We start from the raw sequence: 17,664 nt of genomic DNA on the forward strand, positions 1-17,664 counted from the left end.
CTTGCCCGCAGGGCAGTCCCGCGGGCAAGGGAGTTGAGCTCGATCTGAGCTGGAAGATCGGGACGGGGCCGGCGGGGGCTACTTCTCCGAGGGCGACGCGGAGGGCTTCGCCCCCTTCTTCAGGTAGCCGATGTCCTCGTACTCCGGCTCCTGGAAGCCGAAGGCCCCGGCGTTGGCGAGGTTCGGGCGGGCCGCCACCAGCTCGGGGCGCTGATAGAGCGGAATCGATCCTGCAGCGGCCCAGATCTGGGCGTCGGCCTGCTTCACCAGGGCCCGCTCCTCGTCGGCGTCGAGCTCGCCGATCGCCTGGTCGAAGAGCTGGTCGATGTGGTCGGTGCCGACCCGCGTGTAGTTCTGCTCGACGGTGAGCGAGCCGTCCGCGGCCGGGATCGGCTTGGCGTAGATCGGCCGGGCGTCGGTGGCCGGGTACGCGGAGGCCGGCCACGAGTACAGCGCCAGGTCGTACGAGCCGGACGCGATGTGGTCCTTGAAGTAGCTCTCGTCGTCGACCTTCATGACGTCCGTGCGGACACCGATCTTCTGCAGCATCTGCGTGATCCGGTCGGCGACCGCGCGCAGCTGCTCGGAGCCCGGGCCCGAAGGGAGCACGAAGCGCAGCGTGAGCGGCTTGCCGTCCTTGGCGAGCGCGCCCGCCGCCGCGCCGGCCGGAGCGGCGGTGCCCTTCGGGGCGTACGCGCCGGGGGCGCCGCCCTGCTTGGCGTACTGCTTGGCGTCGTTGCCGAGGCTCTCGGCGGCGTGCTGCTTCCTGCCGCTCTTGTGGTGCTGCCCGCTCGGGTGCTTGCGCTTCTCCTTGTCGGCCTTGCGCAGCTTCACGGCGTCGGCCTGGTGCAGGAGCGCGGCGTACTGGGCGGCGGCGATCGGCCCCGGGCCCAGCAGCGGCGGCGCGTGGTCGGCGGGCTTGTCGTCCTCGCCCACGATGTACGTGCCGTCGCCGGAGTCCTCGGCGTCCTCGGCGTCCTCCGTGCCCTCGGCGCGGTCCGCCTCGCTGCCCGCCGTCTTCGGCTTCTCCTTCTTCTCCGTGACCGGTCCGCCGGGCACCCAGCCCGCCTCGGCGAGCAGCGCCTGCGCCTCGGCGGTGTCCTGGTCGCCGAGCGCGCCGCTGTTGTCGGCGTACGCGGACTGCCCGGCCAGGGCGAGGTGGTTGTCGACGGTGGTGACGGGCAGGCCGAGCGGCTTGAGGACCACCTCGGCGAGCTGGCTGCGGTCGAGGGCGCGGGCCACGGCGCGGCGTACCCGCTCGTCGGCGAGCGGGCCCTCGGAACCGTTCAGGGCGAGCTGCGTGTAGGCCGGTTCGAGGGACTTGCGGACCTGGAAGCCGTGCAGGTTCGCCTGTTCCTTGGCGTACTTCTTGATCGCCTTACGGGTCTTCTTGCGGGCCGCGATCTCCTCGTCCGCCGCTTCCTCGTCGTCGCCGTGCACGATCGCCCAGGAGCGCAGCGCCTTGCCGGGGGTGAGGGCGGCGCCCGGGCCGTGGGTGAGCGGACCCGTGGCGCCCTTGTCGCGGGCGGCGTAGGCGATGCGGTCGGCGCCGCCCGCGTCGAGGTCGGCCAGGTCGAGCTCGTCGGCGGCGAGGGCCGCGGCCCGCTTGTCGCGCGGCACGGCGGCGAGCACGAGCTTGTCGAGCTTGGCGGGGCGACCCCACCAGCGCGGATTGCGCTTCAGGGTGACCTGCTTGTCGTCCCGGTCGACCTTGTCGAGGGCGAAGGGGCCCGCGGTCACCTTGAGCTTGCGGCGCGCGCCGTCGTTGAAGTTGTCCGGTGTCCCCATGACGTCCTTGGGGTACAGCGGCGAGAACAGGGCGCGCCAGTCCGCGTACGGCTTGGAGAACGTGACCCGGACCTCCAGGTCGTTGGCGCCGCGCTCGATCTTCTCGATGCGGTCGTAGCCCGCGTTGTGGGCGGTCCAGTACGCGGTGTCCTTGCCGGACAGAGCGCGCCACTGGGCGGCGAAGTCGGGGGCGCCGATCTCACGGCCGTCGCTCCAGACGGCCTGCTGGTTCAGCTTGTACAGGACGACCTGCTTCGGCTCGGTCTCGATGACCTCGGCCTTCTCCAGGTAGTCGGCGTCGCGCTGCGGACGCCCCTGCGCGTCGAGGCGGAACATCGACGGCAGGACGGCGCCGGCGATCCGGCCGGTGGCCCCGTCGGCGTCCGCCTGGAAGGAGTTGAGGGTGCCCGGCAGGGCGTCGATCGCCCAGCGCAGGGTGCCGCCGTCCTTGACCTGGTCGCGGGCGGCAGGCGCGATGTCCTGCCGGGCGGAGGGGGCACCCGCCTCGTCGTCGGTGCCGCACCCCGCGAGGGCGGTCACGGCGAGCGCGCCGCTCACGAGGAACGCGGCCGAGCGGATGGCTGCGCCTGGGCGCCTGGGGGTTGGGTGCATCTCGGCGTCTACCTCCGGTGCGGGCCGGTTGATCTCGTTTGGCGGTATATGTCGCTGATCACATCTATCGCCCAGAGAAGGGGACGGGGCCCTCAGGGGGGCGGCGACACGGCGGGGGCGGGGCCGGATGCCACTCTTGCGGCCCAATCCGGGGTCCACCGGGGGGCCGCGCCGGGGCGTGTCGCGGGTGCGGGCCGGTGGGGGGGCTGGTCGCGCAGTGCCCCGCGCCCCTGAGATGCGCACTGCGTGCGGCATCCCATCGAGGGAGCAGCGGCGCAGCCGCATGCTCCAGGGGCGCGGGGAACTGCGCGAGAAGCCCCACCGGCCCGCACCCGCGACACATCCGGACCCACCCCACCCGCAGGGCGCAGAACAGGGGGCGCGCACACAAGCGCGCCCCGGGAATCCGCCCCGCTCCCTTCACAAACGGCGATGTGACGCGCGACACTCGCAGGCGCATGAGCATCTCCGCCGCACCAGCGGAAGCGAGGGCAAGTCATGTCCCTGAACGACGACTTGACGGTGATTCAGCGCTGCGTGGACGACCTCGCGCGAGCCGTGGGCCGCATTCAGCCCCAGCTCGGCGGGCCCGACCTGCGCCGGGTACGCGCCGACACCGACCACCTGCGCGAGAGCGTGGCCCTGCTGCGCGCATCGGCCACGGCCCCGGACGGCCCGCACCGCCCGCAGGGGCTCGTGCCGATCCCGGACACCCCGTACGACAGCTCCCTGTGGACCGACTCGGACGACGAGGGGCTCGGCGCACGGGACAGGCACGCCCCCTGACGTATCCACCTCGGTCCCCCCGTCCCTTCGAGCGGAGGCTTCGTTGGCCACCGGCACGGAACCCACCAGCACCGATACCGAAGTCCATACCCGCGGCGGCACCGGCGTCCGAGGACGGACGCGTGCCGCGATCGCCGCGCCCCATCTGCGCACGGACCGCTGGTGGCTGGCCCCGGCCGCGACCGCGGCGGGCCTGTTCGCCTTCGTCGTCTACTCGACATGGCGGGCCTTCGCCAATGCGGACTACTACGCGGCCCCGTACGTGTCACCGTTCTACTCGCCGTGCCTCTCCGAGAACTGCGTGCCGATGCGGCACGGCCCCAACTGGGAGATCTTCGGCGGCTGGTGGGGCCTGTCCCCCGCCCTGCTCATCCTGATCTTCCCGCTCGGCTTCCGGCTGACCTGCTACTACTACCGCAAGGCCTACTACCGCGGCTTCTGGGCGTCACCGCCGGCCTGCGCGGTGGCCGAGCCGCACAAGAAGTACAGCGGCGAGACGAAGTTCCCGCTGATCCTGCAGAACATCCACCGCTACTTCTTCTACGCGGCCGTGCTCGTCGCCTGCATCCTCACCTACGACACCGTGCTCGCCTTCCGCGACGAGCACTACGCGTGGGGCCACATGGGCCTGGGCACCCTGGTGTTCCTGCTGAACATCACGCTGATCTGGGCGTACACGATCTCCTGCCACTCGTGCCGGCACATCATCGGCGGCCGGCTCAAGCACTTCTCGAAACACCCCGTGCGCTATCGCCTCTGGGGCTGGGTCGGGAAGCTGAACGCCCGTCACATGCTGCTCGCCTGGGCGTCGTTGGTGAGCGTGGCGCTCGCCGACTTCTACGTGTACCTGGTCGCGTCCGGCGCCTTCGACGATCCGCGGTTCTTCTAATGGTTGGGGCCTTGTGATGAGTGTGGTGGAGCGGCAGCAGTGGGATGTTGTCGTGGTGGGCGCGGGCGGCGCCGGGCTGCGGGCCGCGATCGAGGCGCGCGAGCGGGGCGCCCGTACCGCGGTGATCTGCAAGTCCCTGTTCGGCAAGGCCCACACCGTCATGGCGGAGGGCGGCATCGCGGCCGCCATGGGCAATGTGAACTCCGGGGACAACTGGCAGGTCCACTTCCGCGACACGATGCGCGGCGGCAAGTTCCTCAACCAGTGGCGGATGGCGGAGCTGCACGCGAAGGAGGCCCCGGACCGGGTGTGGGAGCTGGAGACCTGGGGCGCCCTCTTCGACCGCACGAAGGACGGCCGGATCTCGCAGCGCAACTTCGGCGGGCACGAGTACCCCCGCCTCGCCCACGTCGGCGACCGCACCGGCCTGGAGCTGATCCGCACCCTCCAGCAGAAGATCGTCCAGCTCCAGCAGCAGGACATGGAGGAGTGCGGCGACTACGAGGCACGCCTGAAGGTCTTTCAGGAATGCACCGTCACAAGGGTGTTGAAGGACGAGGACGGCGACCGGGTGTCCGGCGCGTTCTGCTACCAGCGCGAGAGCGGACGCTTCTTCGTGCTGGACGCCCCGAGCGTCGTCCTGGCGACCGGCGGCGTCGGCAAGTCCTTCAAGGTGACGTCGAACTCCTGGGAGTACACGGGCGACGGGCACGCGCTCGCGCTGCTCGCCGGGGCGCCCCTGCTCAACATGGAGTTCGTGCAGTTCCACCCGACCGGCATGGTCTGGCCGCCGTCGGTGAAGGGCATCCTCGTCACGGAGTCGGTGCGCGGCGACGGCGGGGTGCTGAGGAACTCCGAGGGCAAGCGGTTCATGTTCGACTACATCCCCGACGTCTTCAAGGAGAAGTACGCCGAGTCGGAGGCCGAGGGCGACCGCTGGTACGACGACCCCGACCACAACCGGCGGCCCCCCGAACTGCTGCCGCGCGACGAGGTGGCGCGGGCCATCAACTCCGAGGTGAAGGCCGGGCGCGGCTCACCGCACGGCGGCGTGTTCCTCGACGTCTCCTCCCGGATGCCCGCCGAGGTGATCCGGCGCCGGCTGCCGTCCATGTACCACCAGTTCAAGGAGCTGGCGGACGTCGACATCACCGCCGAGGCCATGGAGGTCGGGCCGACCTGCCACTACGTGATGGGCGGCATCGCCGTCGACTCCGACACGGCGGCGGCCCGCGGCGTGCCCGGCCTGTACGCGGCCGGCGAGGTGGCCGGGGGCATGCACGGCTCGAACCGGCTCGGCGGCAACTCGCTCTCCGACCTCCTGGTCTTCGGCCGCCGCGCGGGCCTGCACGCCGCGACCTACGCGCTCGGCCTCACCGACCGGCCCGCGCTCGCCGACCTCCAGCTCGACACCGCGGCCGCCGAGGCACTGCGCCCCTTCTCCGCGGAGGGCCAGGAGGACGGCACCGTCCCCGAGAACCCGTACACCCTGCACCAGGAACTCCAGCAGACGATGAACGACCTGGTCGGCATCATCCGCCGGGAGCCCGAGATGGAAGAGGCGCTGCGCAAGCTCGCGGATCTGCGGGTACGGGCACGGCGGGCCGGCGTCGAGGGGCACCGGCAGTTCAACCCGGGCTGGCACCTCGCCCTCGACCTGCGCAACATGCTGCTGGTCAGCGAGTGCATCGCCCGCGCCGCCCTGGAGCGCGAGGAGTCGCGCGGCGGCCACACCCGCGAGGACCATCCGGCGATGGACCGGGAGTGGCGGCGGGTGAACCTGCTGTGCCAACTCCGCGATCCCACCGGCGGGTTGGCGGCCACGGACCCGGTGCGCGGCCAGATCGACCTCGTACGCGAGACCACCGAACCCATCCGCCCCGACCTGCTGGCCCTCTTCGAGAAAGAGGAGCTGGTCAAGTACCTGGCCGAAGAGGAGCTGTACGAGTGAGCGCGTATGAGGCCCGCTTCAAGGTGTGGCGCGGGGACACGGACGGCGGCGGCCTGGAGGACTTCGACGTCGAGGTGAACGACGGGGAGGTCGTCCTCGACATCATCCACAGGCTGCAGGCGACCCAGGCCCCCGATCTGGCGGTCCGCTGGAACTGCAAGGCGGGCAAGTGCGGTTCGTGCTCCGCGGAGATCAACGGGCGTCCGCGGCTGATGTGCATGACGCGGATGTCCGTCTTCGGGCGGGACGACGTCATCACCGTGACGCCGCTGCGGGCGTTCCCGGTGGTGCGGGACCTGGTGACCGACGTCGGGTTCAACTACACGAAGGCGCGCGAGGTCCCCGCGTTCGTGCCGCCGGAGGGGGTGGGGCCCGGCGAGTACCGGATGATGCAGGAGGACGTGGACCGCTCGCAGGAGTTCCGCAAGTGCATCGAGTGCTTCCTGTGCCAGGACACCTGCCACGTGGTGCGCGACCACGAGGAGAACAAGACGGCCTTCGCGGGCCCGCGCTTCCTCATGCGCGTCGCCGAGCTGGACATGCATCCGCTGGACGCGGCGGCCGAGGGCGGCCTGGACCGCAAGAAGACCGCCCAGGACGAGCACGGCCTGGGCTACTGCAACATCACGAAGTGCTGCACCGAGGTGTGCCCCGAAGGCATCAAAATCACAGACAATGCGCTGATTCCCTTGAAGGAAAGGGCAGTTGACCGTAAGTACGATCCGGTGGTGTGGCTGGGGAACAAGATCCGGCGGAGGTCGTCGTCGTAGCCGGGCCGTGATCCGCGCGTGCCAGACTGCCGCGCATGGGGATGGTGACCAAGAGATTCGTGGCGCCGGCGCTGGCCGGAGTGCTGAGCGTGGGCGTGGTGTCCTGCGGGGCAAAGGACGACAAGGGAGGCGGCGGGGGCAAGGGCCTCACCGCCGCCCTGTCCGGGGTGCCGGCGAAGGTGGCCGAGCAGGGCGTCACGTACTGGAATGTCACCGCCGCGCGCCGTCTCACCGCCGCGGACAGGTCGCTCTACCGCGGCCTCGACGGCTACGGGATCATCGAGCTGACCGGGCAGCCCTACTCCGGGAAGCCGCTGAAGAGCACGTACGGCTTCGACGCGAAGAACGTCGAGACGGCGGTGATGCCGAACAACGGCGACGGCCAGCGGCTGACCGGCACGTTCGACGTCGACGCCGTGCGGGACGCCATGAAGAAGCGCGGCTACAAGGCCACCGACGACGACTCCGGCGCCCTGCGGCTGCGCAAGCGGGGACAGGCCGATGTCGACGTGTCCGGCTCCGCCCGCGTCACCCGCTTCACCGGCACCGTCACACTGCCCCTCGATCCGCCCGGACGCACCGTGGCGGACGACGCCGCGTACAAGGAGGTCGTCGCGTGCCTGGGCGACGACGTGTACGAAGCCGGCCTGTACGGCAAGCGCCCCGGCTATCGGAAGCAGGGCGTCACCCTGCTCGGCATCGGCGCACGGGCGCAGGGCTCCGCGTCGACCGAGAAGCTCTGCGCGCTGGCCACCTCGCAGGAGTCCGCCGAGAAGATCGCCGGGAAACTGCGCACGAAGACGGCCCCGGGCGAGCGGTTCGCCGGGTCGAAGGTGACCATCGGCGATGGTGACACCCCCGTCGTCTCCATGACCTGGAAGAACAGCAAGAAGTCGGGCCTGCGCCCGGGCGACCAGCACCGCACGACCGAGCTGCCGCGGCTCGTACTGTCGCCCTGACCCTGTCCCTGCCCCTGCCCCTGCCCCTGCCCCTGGTGCGGCCGCGGCCGCACCGCCGATGTCTACGCCCTCGCGGCTGAGGAGTGCGGTCGGGCTGGTGCCGCTGGTGCTCGGGCCGTAGCGGTTCGTGCCCGTGCCCGGCGCGCCCGCGCAGCAGCTTGTGCCGGCTGGCCGGTCTTGCTCCCTCGTGGGATCCCGACCTAGGGTGAATGCGCTTTCATTTGCCGCCTCACTCAGACTCGGGGGTCCCACCCAGTGAGCACAGCCCCCACGGTGTACGACGTCGCCGACCGCTCCGGCGTCTCCATCGCCACCGTGTCCCGGGTCTACCGCAACCCCGACTCGGTCCGCGTCCAGACCCGCGAACGGGTCCTCGCCGCGGCCCGCGAGCTCGGCTACGTCCCCAGCGGCAACGCGCGCGGCCTCGCCAGCCGGTCCACCGGCGTGCTCGGTCTCTGCTTCCCCGACTACTCCGACCCGGACGCCGAGTCCGAGGCGGAGGCCGGCACGGGCGAGGAGGCGGACGACGACGCCGCGATGCTCTACTCCGACCAGATCATCCGCGGCATGGAACGCGCCGCGCGCCGCCACGGGTACGCCCTGCTGATCGCGGCGTCCCTCAAGGGCGGGCCGGAGAGCCTGGTGGCGAAGGTGGCCGGTCGCGTCGACGGGTTCGCGGTGCTGGCCCGCACCGTTCCCACCGAGGAGCTGGAGGTCATCTCGCGCCGTCAGCCGGTGGTGATGCTCGCCGGGCCGCGCGAGCAGGACCACCTCGACCACCTCGACCACATCGAGGTGGCCAACGCCGACGGCCAGCGCGAACTGACCCGGCACCTGATCGAGGACCACGGGCTGCGGCGGCTCGCGTACGTCGGTTCGGCCGAGGAGTCGCCGGATGTCGAGGCGCGGTTCCGGGGGTACGTCGAGGCGTGCCGGGCCGCGGGTCTCGCGGTGCCGGCCGAGCCGGATCTGCGGGTCGGGATGATGACCCAGGCGGAGGGGGCGCGTGCTGCGGGTGTGCTGCTCGACCGGGCCGGTGACGGTGGCGGCGGCAGTGACGGTGACCGGCCCGAGGCGCTGTTGTTCGCCAATGACCAGATGGCGGTGGGGGCGCTGCACACGTTGGAGCGGCGGGGTGTGCGGGTGCCGGACGATGTCGCGGTCACCGGGTTCGACGGGATCGCGCTGAGCCGGCTGGTGCGGCCGGCGCTCACCACGGTGCGGCAGCCGATGCGGCGGATGGGCGAGGAGGCCGTGGAGCTGTTGGTGCGGCGGCTGAACGGGGGGCCGCGGGGCGGTGAGCCGGTGTCGATGATGCTGCCGGTGTCTGTGGCGCGGCGGGCGAGTTGTGGGTGCGGTAGCGCGCTGTGAATGGAGGGTGGCCGATTGGGGCTTTGTTGGCGGCTATCCGTTTCGATCCGACAGGTGTGTGGTCGGGTACGGGGCCGCCCTGGGCATGTCCGTGCTCGCCATCTTGATGCCCCCGCCGACTGCTTCGGGCCTCGTCACCGCGTGAACTGTGCTGCGCGCGCACATACCCAGACCGGCCCCTCCCGTCTCGTACGCGAGTGCACCAATCAAGCCCCTCCGGCGATTGAGGAGCGGAGCCCCGGGGCTGGGGTGCAGCGCAGGGCGACAGACCAGCGGGCCCCCTCGAACCGGCCTCCTACTTCAGCTCCCTCTCGAAGAACTCCCCCTTGGCCGCGGCCAGTTCAGAGACGGCCCGCTCCAGCCCGGGCCACTCGAAATGTCCCGCGTCCAGGACGTGCAGCTCCCCGCCGGAGGCCACGGCGTTGTGGATCGCGAACTGCCCCGGCGGCGGTACCGAGGGGTCGAAGAGGGCCGGGGCCACGAGTATCGGCTTGTGGAGATGGGTCGCCGCCGTCGCCGCGTCGAAGTAGCGCAGCACGTCGATGACTTCGGGGTGGTCCTGGTGGTGGCGGCGCACCGAGGCCCCGCTGCCGATGCAGTCGAGGGTCAGGCGCAGCGGATGGTTGCCGAACGTCGGGACCGTCAGCTGACCGGCCGCGAAACGGTCGTCCCACGGCAGCGCGAGCGCCCCGAGGCCGCCTCCGAAGCTCTCCCCGAGATACCCGAGGCGGGGGCCCGACTCGGCGAGTTCCGGGACGAGTTCGAGCAGGGCCGTCGCCGCGCACCACAGGTCGGCGACGCACTCCCCGATGACGTACGAGTCGCGGGACGCGATCCCGTGCAGGACGTGCTCGGCCGACACCGACGGCACCCCGGGCAGCAGACCGCGCTCCCCCATCCCCCGTACGCACGGCAGGATCGCCGCCGCTCGCGGCAGCGGCAGCGGGACGTCCGGGCCGGCCGCGTCCCGGCCGCCGTATCCGTGCCCGATGACGAAGCCGTGCTCCACCGGCCCTTCGACCGGGAGCACCAGCCAGCCGCCGAGGCGGACCCCGCCCAGGGACGCGTACGTCACCTCGTGCACCCGCACCCCGTCGCGCTCCTCGACGACCCGGCCGACCTCCGGCTTCGGCGCCACCCGCAGCGCCTCCTCGTACCGCTCGCGCCAGAAGTCGGCGAAGTCCGCGGGCGCCTCGGGGGCCGGGACGCGCAGCAGGTCGTCGAGGGTCAGGCCGTAGGCGGGGTCGAACGGGAAGTCGTGCACGAAGGCTGGGTGCGTGGCAGTCATGGGCGTGACCTTAGGCGAGGCGGTGCCCGGCTTCCCAGGACTCGGGCATATGCCCGGCCGTCGCCGGTCCGTGCGGCCGGTGTCACATCCCCGCCAGGCCACTTCGCGCCAAGTGGACCGCGGTGAATCGGGGCAGGTCAGATATTTTCGGTTTGCAAACGTTCGGTGCGGTACGCGAGCGTGCGGCCGCGCCGCGCGCCGGCGCCGCGGCACCGGACGGCCACCGGATGTCACTCCCGTTACGGGAGTGTGACCAAGACCCCTCTTGCCACATCCGGCCGGGCTGCCACAGAGTGATGTATGCGCTTACAGACAGCGCATACATCCACGGTCCGCTCAAGGAGGAGCCGTCCATGAACCGCCGCGCCACCACCGCCGCGATCGCCGTCAGCCTGGCGTCCGCGCTGACCCTCACCGCCTGTGGCGGTTCCGGCGGCGGCGACGTCGCGGCGGACAAGAAGCAGACCCTGTCGGTCTGGGCCATGGGCACCGAGGGCGAGAAGCTCGCCGACGTCGCCAAGGTCTACGAGAAGGCCAACCCGAACATCACGGTCAAGGTCACCCCGATCGGCTGGGACGTCGCCCACCAGAAGCTCGTCGCCGCCGCGGCCGCCGGACGGCTGCCCGACGTGATGCAGATGGGCGGGAGCTACATGGGCGAGTTCGCCGACATGGGCGCCCTGGAGCCGGTCGACACCAAGGTCTTCCAGGAGAAGGACTTCTTCCCGGCGGGCTGGCAGCAGGGCACCGTCGACGGCGACACCTACGGTGTGCCGTGGTACGTCGACACCCGCGTGCTCTTCTACCGCACCGACCTCGCGAAGAAGGCCGGCGTCGACAAGGCCCCGGCCACCATGGCCGAGCTGCAGCAGGCCGCCGAGAAGTACCAGGCCAAGGCCGGCTCCAAGTGGGGCCTGTCCATCCAGCCGGGCGGGCTCGACACCGTGCAGAGCTTCTACCAGTTCCTGTACTCCGCCGGCGGCGAGATCGTCACGGACGGCGGCAAGGTCGTCGCCAACAGCCCCGCCGCCGTCAAGGCCCTTCAGAACTACGGCAGTTACTTCAAGAAGGGCCTCAGCGAGAAGTCCGTACGTCCCGGCTACGACGTGACCAAGGACTTCAACACCGGCGCCGTGCCGATGTTCTTCGGCGGTCCCTGGATCATGGGGCTGCTCGACGACAACTACCCCGACCTCAAGGGCAAGTGGGCCGTCGCGAGCGTGCCCACCGACAAGACCTCCGCGTCCATGGCCGGCGGCTCCGCCCTGACGATCTCCGCGGACAGCGAGCACAAGGCCGCCGCCAAGGAGTTCATCCGGTACCTGACCGACGCCAAGGGGCAGTCCGACTGGTTCAAGCGCACCAAGGACCTCCCGGCCAATCTCAATGCCTGGAAGTCCGGTGAGCTCGCCACCGACCCGAACATGAAGGTCTGGAAGGCCCAGATGGAGTCCGCCAAGGTCTCCCCGGTCCAGCCGAAGTGGACCGAGATCACCTCGAAGATCGACGAGGCCGTCGAGTCCGTCACCCAGGGCAAGTCCTCCGCGAAGGAAGCGCTCGACAAGGCCCAGGGCGAGATCGAGAGCCTCGTGAAGTAACCGACGCTCCAGCTGTGAGATCGCGTACGCAATCGGTCCGAAGGGCAGACCATGTCGTCCACCACGACACCCGGTGGCGCCGCCGCTGAGCGGCCCACTCCCCCGCGGTCCGGGGCCGTCAAGGCCCCGGATCCCGGGACCGCTCCCGGCAAGGGGCGCGGCAGGAAGCGCTCGATGGGAAAGCAGAACCTGGCCGGCTGGCTGTTCTCCACCCCCTTCCTGGTGCTGTTCGGCGTCTTCATGCTCTTCCCGATCGTCGCGACGCTCCTGATGAGCTTCACCGACTTCGGGCGGCGCAACGTCACCCGGCCGCTGGAGGCGAAGTTCGTCGGCTTCGACAACTACGTCCAGCTGTTCGGCGACGACAAGTTCCTCAAGGCCCTGTTCAACACGGCCTACTTCGTCGTCGTCGGGGTGCCGCTGACCATCGGGCTCGGACTGCTCATCGCGATCCTGCTCAACAACGGCATCGACCGGGCCCGCACCTTCTTCCGGGTCGGCTTCTACGCGCCGGTGGTCACGACCATCGTCGCCGTGGCGATCGTCTGGCGGTTCGTGCTCGACCCGTCGGACGGTCTGATCGCGGGCCTCGGCGCGCAGTTCGGCTTCTCCACACCGGACTTCCTCGGCTCCGAGACCTGGGCCATGCCCTCGCTGATCGCGATGGCGGTCTGGCGCAACCTCGGCACCGTCATGGTCCTGATGATCGCCGGACTCCAGGCCATCCCCACCGAGGTGCGCGAGGCCGCCCGGCTCGACGGGGCCGGCGCCTGGCAGGAGCTGCGCCGCATCACGGTGCCGCTGCTGCGCCCGACCCTGCTGTACGCCACGGTCATCACGACGATCGGCTACCTGAACGTGTTCGAGGAGCCGTTCGTGATGACGCAGGGCGGGCCGTCCGACGCCACGCTGACCGTGTCGCTCGACATGTACCGCGAAGGCTTCAACTTCTTCAACATGGGCTACGCGAGCGCCATGGCGTACGTCCTGTTCGTGGTGATCATGGGCATCACGGTGCTGCAGCTGCGACTGATGAAGGACAACACGAAATGAGCGCCCAGCACGCCGCACCGGCTCCGCCGTCCACCGCCCCGGCCCGTCCGGGCCGCCGCGAGGGCCGCGTCCGCAGACCACTGCTCTACGTCGTCGCCTCGCTCGGCCTGCTGGTGATGGCCGCCCCCTTCCTGTGGATGGCGCTCAGCGCCTTCAAGACCAAGAAGGACCTGACGGCCAGCCCGCCGGTGTGGCTCCCCTCGACCTGGACGCTGCAGAACTTCAGCGACCTGCTCGACCAGCTCGACATGCCGCGCTACTTCCTGAACTCGCTGATCGTCGCGGTGCTCGTGACCGTGTGCAATCTGCTGTTCTGCTCGATGCTCGGCTACGCCCTGGCCAAGCTGAACTTCAGCGGCCGCTCGAAGGTCTTCGGGGTCGTGCTCGCCGCCCTGATGGTGCCGGGCAACCTCATGATCCTTCCGCTGTACGTGCTGATGAACAAGCTGAATCTGCTCGACAGCTACATGGGGCTCGTCCTGCCCTTCGCCGCCGGGGCCTTCGGGGTCTTCCTGATGCGGCAGTTCATGGTCACCATCCCCGACGAGCTGCTCGAGGCGGCCCGGATGGACGGCGCGGGCGAGTGGTACATCTTCTGGCGGATCGTTCTCCCGCTGGTCAAGCCCGCCCTCGCGACGCTGACGATCTTCACGTTCCTCGGGTCGTGGAACAACTTCATCTGGCCGCTGATCGCGACCAACGACCCCGGCAAGTACACGCTCCCGGTGGCCCTCGCGACCTTCGCCAACGACCCCAACCGCACGGTGGGCGGCGGCAACGGAATGCTCATGGCGGGCTCGCTGCTCGTCGTCCTGCCGGTCCTGCTGGTCTTCGCCGTCCTGCAACGGCACTTCACCCAGGGCATCGCGACCGCCGGCATGAAGTAGCCGGCGCCGGCCACCGTCGCGCCCCGGTCCCGCGCGGACCCGCACACTTCCCCCCGCACGCAGAAAGACAGCCATCACCATGACGCGCAGCAGCACCCCCTTCCCCGACGGCTTCCTGTGGGGCGCCTCCACCGCCGCCCACCAGATCGAGGGCAACAACATCAACAGCGACTGGTGGCGCAAGGAGCACGACCCGGCAGCGGGGATCCAGGAGCCGAGCCTGGACGCCTGCGACAGCTACCACCGCTGGGAGCAGGACATGGACCTGCTCGCCGAACTCGGCTTCACCGACTACCGGTTCAGCGTGGAGTGGGCCCGGATCGAGCCGGCCCGCGGGTACTTCTCCCAGGCCGAGATCGCGCACTACCGGCGGATGGTGGAGGGCGCGCTCGCCCGCGGGCTGCGGCCGATGGTGACGCTGCACCACTTCACCGTCCCGCAGTGGTTCGAGGACTTCGGCGGGTGGACCGCCGACGGCGCCGTGGAGCTCTTCGCGCGGTACGTCGAGGAGTGCGCGCCCATCATCGGCGAGGGCGTGAGCCACGTCTGCACCATCAACGAGCCGAACATGATCGCCGTGATGGCGGGCCTCGCCAAGCGGGGCGAGCAGGGCTTCCCGCCCGCCGGTCTGCCGTTCCCCGACGAGGAGACGACCCACGCCGTCATCGCCGCGCACCACGCCGCGGTGAAGGCGGTGCGGTCCCTCGACGCAGGGATCCAGGTGGGCTGGACGATCGCCAATCAGGTCTACCAGGCGCTGCCCGGCGCCGAGGACGTCACCGCCGCCTACCGGGCCCCGCGCGAGGACGTCTTCATCGAGGCCGCGCGCGGCGACGACTGGATCGGCGTGCAGTCCTACACCCGGACGAAGATCGGTGCGCAGGGTCCCGTCCCGGCGCCGGACGACGCGGAGCGGACCCTGACGCAGTGGGAGTACTACCCGGCCGCCGTCGGCCACGCGATCCGGCACACCGCCGCGCTGGTAGGTCCCGGCGTGCCGCTGATCGTCACCGAGAACGGGATCGCCACCGGTGACGAGGACCGCCGTATCGACTACTACGCGGGCGCGCTCGACGCCGTCGCCGCCTGCATGGAGGACGGCATCGACGTCCGGGGCTACCTGGCCTGGAGCGCGCTCGACAACTACGAGTGGGGCACCTACAAGGCGACCTTCGGCCTGATCTCCGTCGCCCCCGGCACCTTCGAGCGCACCGCGAAGCCCGCCGCCGTCTGGCTCGGCGGCCTGGGGCGCGAGCGGGTCCTGCCGCGCGGCTGACCCCCCTCCCTGCCGGTGGGTGCCCGCGCAGCAGACGCCGGCACCCGCCCCATGACCGTCCGGAGCGGCGCACCCCCCGCCGGCCGCTCCGAGACGTACGGGACCGCGGACCCTGACCCCGCGGACCCGGCCCGTTCGCGGGCCCGCGGCCCCTGACCCCGCGGGCCCGCGAGAGCGGGGCCGGCCCGGAAGGGCCCGGGCCGCCGCAGACCGGGTGCCGCGGCCGTGGGCGCTGTGGGGGCGCCCCGGTCGCGACACCCTCCATACGGACATAACCTCCGAAATGTGCCCCCGTCCGAGAGTCGCCCACGCCCGGCCCCGATAGCCGTGCGGACAGCTGCGGCCGCGCTGCTCGCACTGCTCTGGCTGCTGCTGCCCGCCGCCTCCGCCCGCGCCGACGACCCGGTCACCCTCTCCCGCACCGGCCAGATCACCGACAAGGTGGACGCCCTCGGGGACCGGGAGGACGTCGTCGCCTCCGCGCTCGGCGACCTCGACGACGAGCGCGGCATCCAGCTCTTCGTCACCTACGTACGCGACTTCTCCGGCCGCTCCGCGCAGGACTGGGCCGACGCCACCGCCGACAAGAACGGCCTCGGCCTCAACGACGTACTCCTCGCCGTGGCCACCCACGACCGGCAGTACGCGCTCTCCGTGGACCAGGACTCCCGGCTGACCGACGCCCAGATCCAGGAGATCGCGGGGACCGCCGTCGAGCCGGCCCTGCGCAAGAACGACTGGGCCGGCGCCGCGATCGGTGCCGCGGACGGGATCGGGGCCGTCGTCGCGGGCCGGCCCGTGCCCACCCCGACGATCACGCCGGGCGCCGTCGACCCGGGCGCGAGCGGCGACAGCGGCGGGACCGGCACCGGGGACCTGGTGCTCCCCGTCATCGCCGTCGGCGGCGCGGGGGCCCTGGCCGCGTACTCGTACACCCGGCGCAAGAAGCGGATGAACGGCCGCACCACGCCGGGCGGGGGCGCGGCGGGCACCCAGGGCTGGGGCAAGCCGCAGGCCACACCGCTGCCCGAGCTCGACCAGCAGGCCCGGCACCTGCTGGTGGAGACCGACGACTCGGTGCGCACCAGTACCGAGGAACTCGGCTTCGCCACCGCCCAGTTCGGGGAGGAGGCGGTGAAGCCGTTCCAGGAGGCGCTCGGCTATGCGCAGTCGGAGCTGACGGCGGCGTTCAAGCTGCGCCAGCAGCTCGACGACGCGTTCCCCGAGGACGACGCGACGAAGCGGCGGATGCTCGACGAGATCATCAGCCGCTGCACCGAGGCGGGACGACGGCTCGACAAGGAGTCCGAGGACTTCGACCGGCTGCGCTCCCTGGAGCAGACGGCGCCCGAGGCGCTGGCCAACGCCGAGCGGGCCTTCCGCGAGCTCACGGCGCACACCGGCCGCGCGCAGGAGACCCTGACCGCGCTCGGCGCGCGGTACGCGCCCGCCGCGCTGCTGCCCGTCGCCGGTCACCTCGAACAGGCCAAGGACCGGCTCGTGTTCGCCACGACCAACCTCAACCAGGCCCGCCAGTCCGTCGACGCGGGCGACAACGGCAAGGCCGCCGTCTTCCTGCGGGCGGCCGAGGGCGCCGTCGACCAGGCCGGCACGTTCGTCACCGCGATCGAGCGGCTGGCCGGCGAACTCGCCGAGGCGCAGGAGAAGCTGCCCGCCGCGCTCACCGAGTCCGAGGCGGATCTCGCGGACGCACGCGGCCTGCTCGAAGGGACCACGCAGGGCGTGTCGACGGCCGATCTGCGCGGCCGCATCGCGCGCGCCGAGTCCGTCGTCGGCGACGTCCGCAGGGAGCTGGCCGCGGGCTCGTACGACCCGATCGACGCACTGCGCCGGGTGGAGGAGGCGGACGCGGCGCTCGACGAGGCGCTCGCGGCGGCGCGGGAGCGCGAGGCGGGCACCGCGCGTGCCCGCTCGCTCCTCGGGCAGGCCCTGCTCGCGGCGCGCAGCAGCACCGGCGCGGCGGCCGACTTCATCACGACGCACCGCGGCGCCGTCGGCAGCGAGGCCCGCACCCGGCTCGCGGAGGCCCAGCGGCATCTGGCGAACGCACAGGGCGCCGAGGAGAGCGACGCGTGCGCGGCGCTCGCGGAGGCGCAGCAGGCCGACGCGCTGGCCCGGCAGGCGCAGTCGCTCGCCGAGCGGGACGTGCGCTCGTACGGCAACCCTTACGGAGGCGGCGGCCGGGGCGGGGGCGGCACCGGTGGCGCCGTGCTCGGCGGGATCATCCTCGGCCAGATCCTGGGCGGCGCGAGTCGTGGCATGGGCGGCGGCGGACGCGGCGGGTTCGGCGGCGGGGGCGGCGGGCCCGGCAGCTTCGGCGGAGGGGGGACCCGCGGCCGCAGAGGCGGCGGCGGACGTTTCTGACCAGCATTCGCCCACCTCGACCACCACGACGAGCCTACGCTCCAAGGGACT

Annotated in this window: 13 protein-coding genes; 11 read left to right on the plus strand and 2 right to left on the minus strand. The window is 71.4% G+C overall.

Annotation, left to right across the window (positions count from 1 at the left end):
- Positions 1–78 precede the first annotated feature (78 nt).
- On the minus strand, positions 79–2,400 hold the full coding sequence (locus ACQUQD_RS14725) for an ABC transporter family substrate-binding protein (protein WP_428952516.1): 2,322 nt from the start codon (positions 2,398–2,400) through the stop codon (positions 79–81).
- 498 nt (positions 2,401–2,898) lie between these two features.
- Between ACQUQD_RS14725 and ACQUQD_RS14730 the strand changes: the two genes are divergently transcribed.
- The 6 genes from ACQUQD_RS14730 (at position 2,899) to ACQUQD_RS14755 (ending at position 9,126) form a co-directional block, all read left to right on the plus strand.
- Positions 2,899–3,186 (plus strand): hypothetical protein, encoded by a 288-nt coding sequence (locus tag ACQUQD_RS14730; RefSeq protein WP_428952517.1) that lies wholly within the window; start codon positions 2,899–2,901, stop codon positions 3,184–3,186.
- A gap of 43 nt (positions 3,187–3,229) precedes the next feature.
- The gene (locus ACQUQD_RS14735) at positions 3,230–4,075 is read left to right on the plus strand and encodes a hypothetical protein (RefSeq protein WP_428952518.1); all 846 of its coding nucleotides are present in this window, start codon (positions 3,230–3,232) and stop codon (positions 4,073–4,075) included.
- A 16-nt stretch (positions 4,076–4,091) separates the two neighbouring features.
- Positions 4,092–6,026: a fumarate reductase/succinate dehydrogenase flavoprotein subunit gene (locus ACQUQD_RS14740; protein ID WP_428952519.1), complete on the plus strand. Its 1,935-nt coding sequence runs from the start codon at positions 4,092–4,094 to the stop codon at positions 6,024–6,026.
- The gene (locus ACQUQD_RS14745) at positions 6,023–6,796 is read left to right on the plus strand and encodes a succinate dehydrogenase/fumarate reductase iron-sulfur subunit (protein WP_428952520.1); all 774 of its coding nucleotides are present in this window, start codon (positions 6,023–6,025) and stop codon (positions 6,794–6,796) included. Before ACQUQD_RS14740 ends, ACQUQD_RS14745 begins: the two co-directional genes overlap by 4 nt.
- A 35-nt stretch (positions 6,797–6,831) precedes the next feature.
- Positions 6,832–7,755 carry a hypothetical protein gene (locus ACQUQD_RS14750; protein WP_428952521.1) on the plus strand — a complete coding sequence of 308 codons (924 nt, stop codon included), beginning with the start codon at positions 6,832–6,834 and terminating at the stop codon, positions 7,753–7,755.
- A 255-nt stretch (positions 7,756–8,010) separates the two neighbouring features.
- A complete protein-coding gene (locus tag ACQUQD_RS14755) occupies positions 8,011–9,126 on the plus strand; it encodes a LacI family DNA-binding transcriptional regulator (protein WP_428952522.1) in 1,116 nt (371 codons plus the stop codon).
- Between the two features lie 295 nt (positions 9,127–9,421).
- Here the strand turns inward: ACQUQD_RS14755 and ACQUQD_RS14760 are convergent, their stop codons facing one another.
- Entirely contained in the window at positions 9,422–10,414 is a 993-nt protein-coding gene (locus ACQUQD_RS14760; RefSeq protein WP_428952523.1) for an acetylxylan esterase, read from the minus strand.
- Positions 10,415–10,767: 353 nt separating this feature from the next.
- Here ACQUQD_RS14760 and ACQUQD_RS14765 point away from each other — a divergent pair, with 353 nt between their 5' ends.
- From ACQUQD_RS14765 to ACQUQD_RS14785, 5 genes are all read left to right on the plus strand, one after another.
- Complete coding sequence (locus ACQUQD_RS14765) at positions 10,768–12,012, plus strand: sugar ABC transporter substrate-binding protein (RefSeq protein WP_428952524.1); 1,245 nt, start codon at positions 10,768–10,770, stop codon at positions 12,010–12,012.
- A gap of 51 nt (positions 12,013–12,063) precedes the next feature.
- Positions 12,064–13,065 carry a carbohydrate ABC transporter permease gene (locus ACQUQD_RS14770; protein ID WP_428952525.1) on the plus strand — a complete coding sequence of 334 codons (1,002 nt, stop codon included), beginning with the start codon at positions 12,064–12,066 and terminating at the stop codon, positions 13,063–13,065.
- Entirely contained in the window at positions 13,062–13,952 is an 891-nt protein-coding gene (locus ACQUQD_RS14775; protein ID WP_428952526.1) for a carbohydrate ABC transporter permease, read from the plus strand. The genes ACQUQD_RS14770 and ACQUQD_RS14775 overlap by 4 nt, the downstream gene beginning before the upstream one ends.
- Before the next feature lie 79 nt (positions 13,953–14,031).
- Positions 14,032–15,228, plus strand: coding sequence for a glycoside hydrolase family 1 protein (locus ACQUQD_RS14780; protein WP_428952527.1), 1,197 nt, complete (start codon positions 14,032–14,034; stop codon positions 15,226–15,228).
- A gap of 327 nt (positions 15,229–15,555) precedes the next feature.
- The gene (locus ACQUQD_RS14785; RefSeq protein ID WP_428952528.1) at positions 15,556–17,613 is read left to right on the plus strand and encodes a TPM domain-containing protein; all 2,058 of its coding nucleotides are present in this window, start codon (positions 15,556–15,558) and stop codon (positions 17,611–17,613) included.
- Positions 17,614–17,664 lie beyond the last annotated feature (51 nt).

This window comes from Streptomyces sp. cg35 (assembly GCF_050410835.1).
Taxonomy (GTDB): Bacteria; Actinomycetota; Actinomycetes; order Streptomycetales; family Streptomycetaceae; genus Streptomyces.

Coding starts and splice junctions, on each gene's coding strand:
- ACQUQD_RS14775 (WP_428952526.1), top strand. CDS start 13,062: ATGAGCGCCCAGCACGCCGCACCGGCTCCGCCGTCCACCGCCCCGGCC.
- ACQUQD_RS14760 (WP_428952523.1), bottom strand. CDS start 10,414: ATGACTGCCACGCACCCAGCCTTCGTGCACGACTTCCCGTTCGACCCC.
- ACQUQD_RS14740 (WP_428952519.1), top strand. CDS start 4,092: ATGAGTGTGGTGGAGCGGCAGCAGTGGGATGTTGTCGTGGTGGGCGCG.
- ACQUQD_RS14725 (WP_428952516.1), bottom strand. CDS start 2,400: ATGCACCCAACCCCCAGGCGCCCAGGCGCAGCCATCCGCTCGGCCGCG.
- ACQUQD_RS14730 (WP_428952517.1), top strand. CDS start 2,899: ATGTCCCTGAACGACGACTTGACGGTGATTCAGCGCTGCGTGGACGAC.
- ACQUQD_RS14780 (WP_428952527.1), top strand. CDS start 14,032: ATGACGCGCAGCAGCACCCCCTTCCCCGACGGCTTCCTGTGGGGCGCC.
- ACQUQD_RS14770 (WP_428952525.1), top strand. CDS start 12,064: ATGTCGTCCACCACGACACCCGGTGGCGCCGCCGCTGAGCGGCCCACT.
- ACQUQD_RS14765 (WP_428952524.1), top strand. CDS start 10,768: ATGAACCGCCGCGCCACCACCGCCGCGATCGCCGTCAGCCTGGCGTCC.
- ACQUQD_RS14750 (WP_428952521.1), top strand. CDS start 6,832: ATGGGGATGGTGACCAAGAGATTCGTGGCGCCGGCGCTGGCCGGAGTG.